The organism is Ectopseudomonas guguanensis, assembly GCF_900104265.1.
Classification (GTDB): domain Bacteria; phylum Pseudomonadota; class Gammaproteobacteria; order Pseudomonadales; family Pseudomonadaceae; genus Aquipseudomonas; species Aquipseudomonas guguanensis.
The window spans coordinates 298,640-309,469 of the sequence record NZ_FNJJ01000006.1 but is presented as its reverse complement, the minus strand read 5'-3'; the positions used below and the strand labels follow the sequence as shown (position 1 = coordinate 309,469).

Here is a 10,830-nt window from a genome sequence, read left to right as displayed (position 1 = left end):
CAGGTGCTGAGCGTCAGCGGTGGTGCCGGCACCCTGGATGCGCTGGTGAACTTCGGCGCCGACGGGCGTGGCGGCTTCAAGCTGAGTACCGAGACCGGCGCCCTGACGGCTCTGGAAGGCCTGGGGCTGAAGTCGGGTGGTGAGGCGCTGAGCTATTCAGTATCTGTCGATGGCACCACCCTGACGGCAACAGCCGGCGGTAAGACCATCTTCACCCTGACGGTGGGTACCGATGGCAGCTACGAATTCCTGCTGCAAGGCCCGCTGGATCATCCGCTGCAGAATGGCGATGACAGCGAAACCCTCGGCGGCAGCAGCCTGGTGCTGGATTTCTCCGGTTTTCTGATCGCCACCGATGGTGATGGCGACCCGATTGCCGGGGGCTTCAAGGCCGGCACCTTCGTCATCGACGTGGAAGACGATGTGCCGGTGCTCAAACCCGTCGACCCGCAGCGCCCGGTTATTGGCGGAACGGTCCATGAAGACCTGCTGTCCCTGCCGCATGGCGGCAATCCCGACAGCGGTGGCCAGACCTTGGTGATCAGCACCTTAGGCGGCGCAGGCAGCCTGTCTGCGCTGGTTTCCTTCGGTGCTGACGGCCCCGGCGTCTTCGGTCTGGTCGAAAGCAGTGTGGCCAAGGGGCTGCTGGACGCCCAGGGGCTGACGTCCGGGGGCGAGGGGCTGGCTTACCAGATGGTGGCAACCCTCGTCGACGGCAAGCTGGTCAGTACCCTGACCGCGGTATCCGCAGCAAGCCTGGGCAGCTACCCGGTGTTCACCCTGAAGGTTTATGCCGACGGCAGCTTCCACTTCGAGCTGCAGGGCCCCATCGACCATCCGCTACGCGATGGTGACGACGACGAGTTGTGGTCCAACGGTGAGGTGCTCGGCATCGATTTCACCCAGCTGATCACCGCCACCGATGGCGATGGCGACCCCCTGCAAATGCCTGCCGATGCCGCTGGCCTGTTCGTCATCAACGTGCAGGACGACGTGCCCCAGTTGGTCGATGGCGCCAACGGCTACAGCCTGACCCTGACCTACAAGGGGGGCGATGCGTCCTACTTCAACAGCTATGGCTACTACATCAAGGGCCCGGATGGCATTCCGCTCAGCGGTCAGATCGTCTGGGGCAACACCACCAGTCTCGGCGACGGCGACTCGATCACCCTTCACGGCCTGGACCCGAGCCAGGTTGGCTTCTTCATCATTCCCAATGGCGGCTTCAACGCAGTCGCCAATGGCACAGCGGTAACCTTCCAGCTGGTCGATGGGCAGTGGAAGGCCTTTGCCGGTGCCACGCCGCTCGAGGGTGCCGGTGGCGCTCATGTGCTGTTCGACAATCCGGCGCTCAATCCCAACAGCAAGTCCCATGTGCAGGACAATGCTGCGCCCGGCAACCAGAACTGGGAGGACGTCAACAACGGCAACAGCGACAACGACTACAACGACGTCAACATCCAGGCCAGCTGGAGCGGCAAGATCGGCGGTACGGTGCATGAGGACAAGCTGCAGACCCCCAATCCGGGCAATCAGGAGAGCGGTCAGACCCTGGTCGTCAGCACGGCTACCGGCGCCGCCAGCCTGGCCTCTCTGGTTGCCTTCGGTGCCGACGGTGCCGGTAGCTTCAAGCTGGTAGACAGCGAGGCAGCGAGCGCCGTGCTCGGCCCGCAGGGGCTGAAGTCTGGCGGTGCGGCTCTGGACTATGCCGTCAGTGAACAGATGGTCGATGGTCAGCCGGCCAGTGTGCTGGTCGCCACGGCTGCGGGCGGTTATCCGGTGTTCGAGCTGACGGTGTTCGCCAATGGTGATTTCAGGTTCGAGCTGAAAGGGCCGATCGACCACCCGCTGGCCGATGGCAATGACAGCGAGCTGTGGTCGTCGAATGGCTACTTCGGCATCGACTTCACTCGGCTGCTGAACATCACCGACGGCGATGGCGACCCGCTCGTGCTGCCAAAGGGCCTGGGTGGCCTGTTCGTGATCAACATCGAGGACGATGTGCCGACGCTTGGCGTGGATGCGCTGCCCGAGGCTGCGCGTCTGCTCAGGGTGGCGCTGGACGAGACGGTGGGGGCCCAGGATCGCTATGCCGCCAATGATGCCGATGACGGCTATGTCAATGACGATGCGCCCGGTGCCCTGGCACAGGCTCAGACCAACGTGGTCGGTGGCCTGGCGGCGCTGTTCGCATTCAGCGGCAGCTATGGTGCGGACGGGGCGGGTACCACGCTCGGCAACATGAGTTTCGTCGGAGTTCCCGAGAGCGGACTGCTGACCAATCTGCAGGCCACCGAGGGCGGCGCCGTCAAGCTTTTCGCTGCAGGCAGCGATACGCTGCACGGGATCGACACCCAGGGCCATACCGTCTTTACCATCAAGATCGTCGACGCAGGCGGCGGGGAACTGCAGCTGCAGACGACCCTGTTCGAGGCTATCCGTCACGGTGACAACGATGCTCGTTTCGATGAATCGATCGATCTGCTGATCACCGCTGGTGGCCCGCTGCAACTGCTTTATGAGGTCACCCGCACGGACTTCGATGGCGACTCGGTCACCGACTCGGCCCGCGTGACCCTGGCCGATGGCAACAGTTCGGTATTCAGTTTCGACGACGACGGCCCGCAGCAGAGCGTTGCGGTGTGCCTCAACGCTGACCTGGCCGGGCTCAAGGTCAGTCTCGACGAGACCGTCGGCGCCACCGACCGTTATGCCGCTGGCGAGAGCGAAGTCGGTCAGGCCTACAGCCAGACCGACAGCAACGTCCCGCCGGCCTATCTGGCGCGCGCGGTCACCAGTATCGAGGGAGGGCTGACGGCGCTGTTCAAGGCGGTCGGCAATTACGGCAGCGACGGGCAGGGCAGCCTGAGCAGCCAGCTGAGCTTCGTCGGCTTCCCGACCCAGGGTGGCCTGGCCACCACCCTGTTCTCCACCGCAGGCGGCGCCATCACCCTGTACCTGGAAGGAGGCGCCGTGGTGGGCCGCGACGCCAACGGTGGTGATCCGGTCCTGCGTATCGAGCTGGTGCAGGTCAGCGGCGAGGCGCAATTGCAGACCACGCTGTACGAGGCGATTCGCCATGGCAACAACAGCACCTTCGACGAGTCGGTGGATCTGCTGCTGACCGGGCAGAACAGCCTGGGCCTACGCTACGAGGTGGTGCGTGTCGATGGTGATGGCGACCAGGTGCGGGCCTCGGCCGATATCTCCCTGGCCAATGCCAACAGCTCGATGTTCAGTTTCGACGACGATGGCCCCGTACTGCTCAGCGAGCCTGAATGCCTGCAGGCCACCGAGGTGTCCGGCCTGATCGTCAGCGGCCAGCTGCAGGTCGACTTCGGCTCCGATGGCTTCGGCGCCTTCGACCTGTCGGGCAGCCAGCCGCCCGAGGGCAGCGGCCTGATCTACACCGTACAACCGGGAGGTGATGGCAGCTCGACGCTGACGGCTACCACGTCCAGCGGTCAGGTGTTCTTCGTCCTCACGGTCAAGGCCGATGGCAGCTACACCTTCGAGCTGGTCAACGCACGGCCGGTGACGACTGTGGGCTACGACTTCCGTCAGATCAGCGCCGGCGGCCCGACCCCATCCTTCACCCTGACCGGGACGGACGGTTTCAAACTGACGATTTCCGGCAGCGACGGCAATGCCAACAACGACCCGGACAACGTCAATCCGTCCAACCAGGGGCTGGGCGTCAACAATAACCTGATCAAGGGTAGCGACGTCGTCACCCTGAAGTTCAGCGAGACGGTCTACAACGCCACGCTGCTGCTCGACAAGTTCCGCGCGCAGAACCTGAACAACGCCGACAAGCTGGCCTGGAGAGCCTACGATGCCGATGGCAACCTGCTGGCCAAGGGCACCTACTCGCCCCCGGTCGGTACCGGCGAAGACGATGTCACCAACTTCAACCTGCTCGGCCAGGCGCAGTTCGATGCCGGCTTCAGCCCGGCCGATCTGACCAATGGCTTCAGCGAACTGCGCTTCGCTGCGGTCAACGGCGACTACCGTATCCTCACCCTGGAAGTCGAGCGCCAACTGCTGCCGCCGGATCTGCAGCTGCAGTTCAAGCTGGGCATGACCGATGGCGACGGCGACCCGCTGCATACCGTGCTGGACGTCTGCTTCGCCAACAATCAGCCCATCGGCGGCTACGTGTTCGATCTCGTCGACGAAGACGGGCTGCCGGGCGGCATCATCGGTGGGGTACAGGACGATGACGGCGCTGCGACCATCGTGACCGGCACCCTGGGTTACGACTACGGCGGCGACGGGTTCGGCAGCTTTGCCTGGCAGCCCTCGGGGTTGCCCAGCGTGACCTCCGGCGGCCAGGCGGTAGAATATGTGGTCAGCGGCAATGGCCAGGTGCTGACCGCCCAGACCGTCGGCACCAACCAGCCGGTGTTCACGGTGACGCTGACCAATCCTGCGACCGGTGCGTTCCAGTTCCAGCTGCATGCGCCGCTGGATCACCCGGCGCCGCTATCGGGCAGCGTGGAAAACAACCTGGACTTCCAGTTCGGCTACCAGATGGTCGATGGCAATGGTTCGACTGCCCAGGGCACGCTGCATATTTCCGTGGACGACGACTCGCCGGCCCAGCCGAACGACATCGCCAAGTCCGCCAGCGAACCCCAGGGCATCCAGACCAACCTGATGGTGGTGCTGGATCTGTCGGGCAGCATGGATAACGCCCCTCCGGGCGTCAGCGGCTTCAGCACCAAGCTGGCACTGGCCAAGGACTCGGTGCAGCGGCTGATCGACAGCTACGACGACCTTGGCAACGTGATGGTGCGTATCGTCACTTTCTCCAGCACGGCGAGTGCCGTGGGCAACGCCTGGATGACGGCCACCGCTGCCAAGGCCTGGCTGACCGCCCTGGCCAACGATGCCGGCAACGGTGCGACCAACTACGACGACGCGCTGATCAAGGCGATGAACGCCTTCGATTCGTCCGGCAAGCTTACCGGTGCCGGCGTTCAGAACGTGTCGTACTTCCTCTCCGACGGTCAGCCAACGCTGTCCAACGCCAATCCGGGCAGCAACAACAGCGGCAGCCAGTACAACCCGAATCTCGGCGATGGTATCGATGCCACCGAGGAGGCGGCCTGGATCGCCTTCCTCGACGCCAGGGGCATCAAGTCCTACGCGCTGGGCATGGGCCTGGGCAGCGATCTCGACAAGACCCTGCTCAACCCGATCGCCTATGACGGCCAGACCGGAACCAACACCGACGCCATTCTGGTTTCCAACCTCAACCAGCTCAACGACACCCTGCAGGGTACGGTGACCGGTACGGTGATTTCCGGCAACCTGATCAGCGAAGGCAGCAATGGCTTCGGTGCCGATGGGCCGGGTGTGCTGCCGATCGCGGCGATCACGCACAACGGCGTGACCTACACCAGTGCCTCTGCCGCCTACGATGCAGCGACCCACACGCTGACCTTCACCACCGCAGGGGGCGGCTCGTTCAGCGTCAACCTGCTCACCGGGGCCTACACCTACGGCTTCAATGGCGATGTGGCTCAGGACAGGACGGATACCATCCGCTACACCCTGATCGACCGCGACGGAGATGCCGTCACCGCCGAGCTGAAGCTGACCATCACCGACAGCAGCGAGGTGTATGCCTACGACAACTACAACCAGGCCATCGTCGGGCAGACGTGGGTCACGCCCGCTCCGGTGACCAAGGTGCTGGCGGATTTCTCCAGCACTACCAACACGGCCTCTTCAGGGCCCAACTACAACCCCTGGATATTCGACACCACCGACAACGCCAACGTCAGTGGCGATGAAACCACGGTGATCACCCAGGCCGCCGTCATGGATGTGGCCAACGCCAAATGGGGCGTCACCGCGGTCAGCTCGACCAACGGGGTCAGCGTCCAGAGTGGCGCGCTGCAGCTCATCGACAGTAACGGCAGCGCCGGGGCCAGCACCAAGGCGGCTACGCCCACCTTCGAGGTGGCCAGCGGCGCTAGCGCCAAGGTCTCCTTCGACCTGGGCAGCATCAGCAACTTCAGCAGCAGCGGTTCCGGCGATCAGTTCAGCTGGATCCTGTACCGCAAGGTCGGCAGTGGCTGGGTCGCGGAGGACAGCGGCAGCCATGCCTCCAGTACCTCGACCACCATCACCAGCAAGGATGTCGGTGAAGGCACCTACCGCCTCTACTTCGAGGTCAACGACCGTACCAACAACAGCCTCAGCTATCGAGTCCGGGTGGATAACATCACCCTCATCACCGTGGCGGCCGCGATACTGGTGGATACGGCGACGGCGGTGAGCGGCAACGTGCTGACCGATGGCAACAACTATCTGTACAGCGACCACCCCTGGGGCGCGGTGGACAGCAAGGGCAGCGAGGGCGCGGCGCTGAGCGTGCTGGACAGCGGCAGCTTCGTTGCCGTAAGCACCTCCAAGACCCTGGCCGGCCTGTGGGGAACCTTGCTGCTGCACAGCGACGGTGCCTATACCTACACGCCCGACCCCAGCTACGCCAACCTGGGCAAGGAAGACGTGTTCACCTACCGGCTTACTCAGCCCGATGGCGATACCAGCACGGCGCGTCTGGTGGTCGGCATCGGCTCCACCGCGGCGGTTGCGCCCAACCTGGTGATGGGGAACGAGGGGCTCGACGACAGCCTGCTGGGCAGCGAGGGCAGTGACGTGCTGCTGGGCCTGGGCGGCAACGACACGCTCCATGGCCTGGGGGGCAACGATCGCCTGGAAGGCGGCGCAGGTAACGACACCCTGATCGGCGGACCGGGTAACGATGTGCTGATCGGCGGTGCCGGCAACGACACCTTCGTGTGGACCGCCGCCGATCGGGGCGGCAACTACCACGATATCGTCAAGGACTTCGGCAATGGCGATGACAAGCTGGATCTGTCGCAGCTGCTGGTCGGCGTCAGCGATGCCAGCAACCCCGACGTGCTGGATGACTATCTGAGCTTCAGCTTCACCGCTAGCGATACGGTGATCAGCATATCCAGTTCTGGCGATGTGGCGAACGCCACCTCCATTGACCAGACCATCACCCTGCAGAACACCCTGCTGGGTGGCGGCATGGGCAGTGCGGCGGACATCATCCAAGGTATGTTGGACAATCATCAACTGGTGGCCTGAGACGATAACCGCGCGCAGGGATGTGCGCGTTGGAGTTTTCACCGAGCCGGCACTCAACTAGAGTAAGCCCGCTACCCGTTTCGGATGGCGGGCTTTTTCTTTATGGCGTTTGCCGGAGGCACCGATGGTTTACGTACAGCGCGACGCGGCCGGGCGTTTGTTGCGGGTGGAACACGAGCCCTTCGAAGGGATGACGGAGAACCTCGCGGTCGAGAGCGAGGAACTGCACAACTGGCTGGCCGCCAAGGAAGAGGTGAAGGCGCGTCTGGACAGCCTGAAACAGTCCGACCTGGAGCTGGTACGCGTGCTGGAAGACGTGGTCAGCGTGCTGGTCGAACGCGGGGTGATCCGCTATACCGACCTGCCCGAGGCCGCTCGTCAGAAACTCGATCAGCGCGCCATCGCCCGTGCCGAGATCGAAGGCCTGAGCGGTCTGCTCGGCGACGACGATCACCACCTGGTGTAATCGAGCTCGCGGCCACTTGCGCGGTGCACCGCGGGGCTCCACCCCATACAGGTGCACCATGCTGCCGGCCCCTACTGCCAGGGGGCCGGAGCGCCGATCAGGCGGCCCATCGCGCCATGCACGCCCAACTCCGTCAGCACCTCCAGCTCTCCCTGGGTTTCCACCATCTCGGCAATCAGCGGCAGATCGATGCTGTTGGTGGCGCGAAATATCGCTTCGATGAACATCCGCTTGTCGCTTTCCAGATCGATGGCGCGAATGTAGGTGCCGTCGATTTTCAGGTAGGCCAGGCCCAGGTGGGTCAGGTTGCCGATCAGGCTGAAGCGTCCGCCGAAATGCTGTAATCCAAGGCCGTAGCCGGCCTCACGCAGATTCTGGCTCAGTGCCTCCAGCTCGGCGGGGGGCGGCAGGTGGCGTTCGTCCACTTCAAGCGTCAGCAGGTGCGCCTGTTGCGGATGGCTCCTGAGCAGGGCGAGAAATCTGTCCCGGGTTGCCGCCTCGCGCAGGGTGGCGGCGGACAGGCTCAGTGCCAGCGGCTCGGCGTGGCGGGACAGATGGGCGAGGGCATGTTCGAGCATCGCCAGGTCGAAGCGCGCGGCCCAGCCGAGCCGCTCGATCCAGGGCAGGAAGCGCCCGGCCGCGATGGCCTCGCCCTGCGGATCGAGCAGGCGTGCGAGCACCTTGCGTTGCAGGAGCTTGCCCGAAACGCAGGCGACCACCGGCTGGAAATACAGCTGCAGCTTGCCCTGGTTCAGCGCCTCGTCGATCCAGCCGCGCCAGTCGTGCAGGCCCTGGCCACTCTGCGCGGTGAAGTCGTCGAGGCGTTCCCAGCACCTGGCCGCATTGCTCTGCGCCTGCGCCAGTGCCTGATCGGCGCGGCCGATCACGGCGGCAGGCTCCTCGCCCGGTCGAAACGCTGCGATGCCCATATGGGCGACCGGGTCGCAGTCGCTGGCACCGGTCTGGCGCAGGTTGTCCAGGTGTTCGCTGATCTCTTCGGCGAGGCGCTCGGCGTCATCGCTGCTCAGACCCGGGGCGAGCAGGGTGAATTCGCCGCCGCGGCTGCGCGAGGCCAGCCATTCGCTGCGTCCCGGAGTGGCCAGCAGACGTTTGAGCAACTCGCCCAGGGCGCCGATCAGCGCATCGGTGCGCTGCCCGCCCAGGCGCTGATTGAGGCCGCCGAGGTCGTTGACGCGCAGCAGCAGCAGATAGCCTTCGGCATTCTGCTCGTTGACCACCAGCTGATTGCCCAGGCGGATATCGAACTGGCGGCGGTTGGCCAGACCGGTCAGGCTGTCCTGATACGCCTCCTCGCGCAGCTTCTCGCTGCGTGCGGCCTCTTCGGCGAACAGCGTCTTGAGCTTGTCGACCATCTGGTTCATGGCCAGGACCACGCGTTTCAGCTCCGGGGTGCGCGGCACGCGGGGCAGGGTGAGGAACTCGCGGCGGGTGATGGCCTGTGCCTGCTGCACCATGTTGTCCAGCGGACGCAGCTGGGTGCGCAGCAGCCAGCCGCCGAGCACGGCGCTGACCAGGCCGCAGAGCAGCAGCCAGAGCAGGCTGCCGATGGCACCGTCCCACAACTTGGCCAGGGCGAACTGCGGGTGGCTGAGCACCTCGACCCTGGCGGCCTGCTCCCAGCCGCGCATGATCAGCGCGTCGCCGCCCTCGGGCGTCAGGTTGACCAGGTCGACGAACCATTGCGGAACATTCTCTGCCCGCACCTCGGTACTGCGTTCGACTATCACCCGGTCGTCGGCAATGCTCACCACGCGGATGCTGGCGAAGTAGCCGCTGTCGAAGATCGAGCTGACCATCAGCTCGAGCATGGCCGGGTCATCCACATGCGGCGCCATCGACAGGCCCAGCGCCGTGGCGGCGTCCTGCGCGTGTGAGCGCAACTGGCTGAGCAGCTGCTCGCGCGAAGTCTCGACGCTGGCGATGAAGCTGCCGGTGAAGGCCACGACCAGGAACAGGCAGATGGCGAGGAACAGTTGTTTCAGTAGCGACATGTCTTCCTCCTAGCCTTCGCCCACGGCGAAGCCTTCGGCATGCATTTTTTTCAGGATGTCCTGCCAGCGCGAGAGCTTCTTCGAGTCGCTCTTGCGGGCATGGGAGCCGGGCAGGTAGAGGCCCTCGGCGTTGAAGGCGTAGACCGGGAGCAGGTCCTTGCGCTGTGACGCCGGGCGGATGTCGTTGATCAGGTTGTCCAGCACCAGCGGCTCGGCGCTCGGGCTGGCGTAGTAGGTCAGCACCATGTGCGCCTGGTTGTAGTTCAGCGCCTTGACGTAGGTGATACGCAGTTTCTCGCTGGGAATGCCGAGGCGGCGCAGGGTGAAGTACTTGGCGATGGAGTAGTCCTCGCAATCGCCGGCGCCCTTGACCAGCATTTCCACGGGGGTGGCCCAGTAGTCGTTTTCGCGCCAGAGCTGGATGTCGTCGACGAAGCGCACCTTGCGGTTGAAGAAGCGATTGACCTCGTTGAGCTTGTCAGACTCGGCCAGCGCCGCGCTGCTCTTGATCAGCGCCTCCCACTCGAGCAGGCGGTCGCGCGCCGGGCCAAGGTTGCCGTAGCGGTGCTCGGCATTCCTGATGATCAGGGCGAAATCCCAGTTGGCCAGGGAAACACCGGCCAGCAAAGCGCCGCCGATCCATGGGATCAGCAGCCGCCACCGCCATCCCTGAATGCGCAGCCGTCGCATGGGTCGAGTCTCTGGGGCCTGATCGTCGAAGTCTAGGTGAGGTGCCGGCTTTTTGCCGGTCGTTTCGTTGGGCGCAGAGTCAGTGTCAAAAGGTTGTCGAGAAAAGGGGGCTACGTACAGCGCTCAGGGGCTGGGCAGGGTCTTCTGCCGCAGGATGTAGATACTCACCAGCACTGCGCTGATCAGCATGAAGGCACGCGCCCAGGGCAGCGGCACCAGATAGCAGGAGAAGCCGATGCTCGCCCACATCAGCCCCAGCGCATAGACCTTGCCCTTGAGCGGGATGCCATGGCCTTCGAGGTAATCGCGAATCCAGGGGCCGAGGTGAGGGTGGGTGACCAGCCAGATATAGAAGCGCCGCGAGCTGCGCACGAAGCAGGCGGCCGCCAGGAGCAGGAACGGCGTGGTCGGCAGCACCGGCAGGAAGATGCCGATGACGCCGAGGGCCACGCTCAGCCAGCCGATGGCCAGCAGCAGATAGCGGACGCTGCGATGGCGGCTTGGCTGGATGTCGCGCGGCATGGACAGGCT

At 64.6% G+C, this 10,830-nt stretch carries 5 protein-coding genes; 2 read left to right on the top strand and 3 right to left on the bottom strand.

All coding sequences use genetic code 11. From position 1 onward, the window contains the following. The first annotated feature begins 45 nt into the window (after positions 1 to 45). Positions 46 to 7,131, top strand: a complete 7,086-nt coding sequence (locus tag BLS61_RS11405; RefSeq protein ID WP_244157937.1) for a T1SS-143 repeat domain-containing protein — start codon at positions 46 to 48, stop codon at positions 7,129 to 7,131. Positions 7,132 to 7,255: 124 nt separating this feature from the next. Next, on the top strand, positions 7,256 to 7,597 hold the full coding sequence (locus BLS61_RS11400; protein WP_090430865.1) for a tryptophan synthase subunit beta: 342 nt from the start codon (positions 7,256 to 7,258) through the stop codon (positions 7,595 to 7,597). 71 nt (positions 7,598 to 7,668) lie between these two features. On the opposite strand, the gene lapD is transcribed toward BLS61_RS11400, so the two are convergent. From lapD to BLS61_RS11385, 3 genes are all read right to left on the bottom strand, one after another. Continuing rightward, positions 7,669 to 9,609, bottom strand: a complete 1,941-nt coding sequence (gene lapD / locus BLS61_RS11395; RefSeq protein ID WP_090430863.1) for a cyclic di-GMP receptor LapD — start codon at positions 9,607 to 9,609, stop codon at positions 7,669 to 7,671. A gap of 9 nt (positions 9,610 to 9,618) precedes the next feature. Continuing rightward, the gene (lapG, locus tag BLS61_RS11390) at positions 9,619 to 10,299 is read right to left on the bottom strand and encodes a cysteine protease LapG (RefSeq protein ID WP_090430861.1); all 681 of its coding nucleotides are present in this window, start codon (positions 10,297 to 10,299) and stop codon (positions 9,619 to 9,621) included. Positions 10,300 to 10,422: 123 nt separating this feature from the next. Further along, positions 10,423 to 10,821, bottom strand: a complete 399-nt coding sequence (locus BLS61_RS11385) for a YbaN family protein (RefSeq protein WP_090430859.1) — start codon at positions 10,819 to 10,821, stop codon at positions 10,423 to 10,425. Between the last annotated feature and the right edge of the window lie 9 nt (positions 10,822 to 10,830).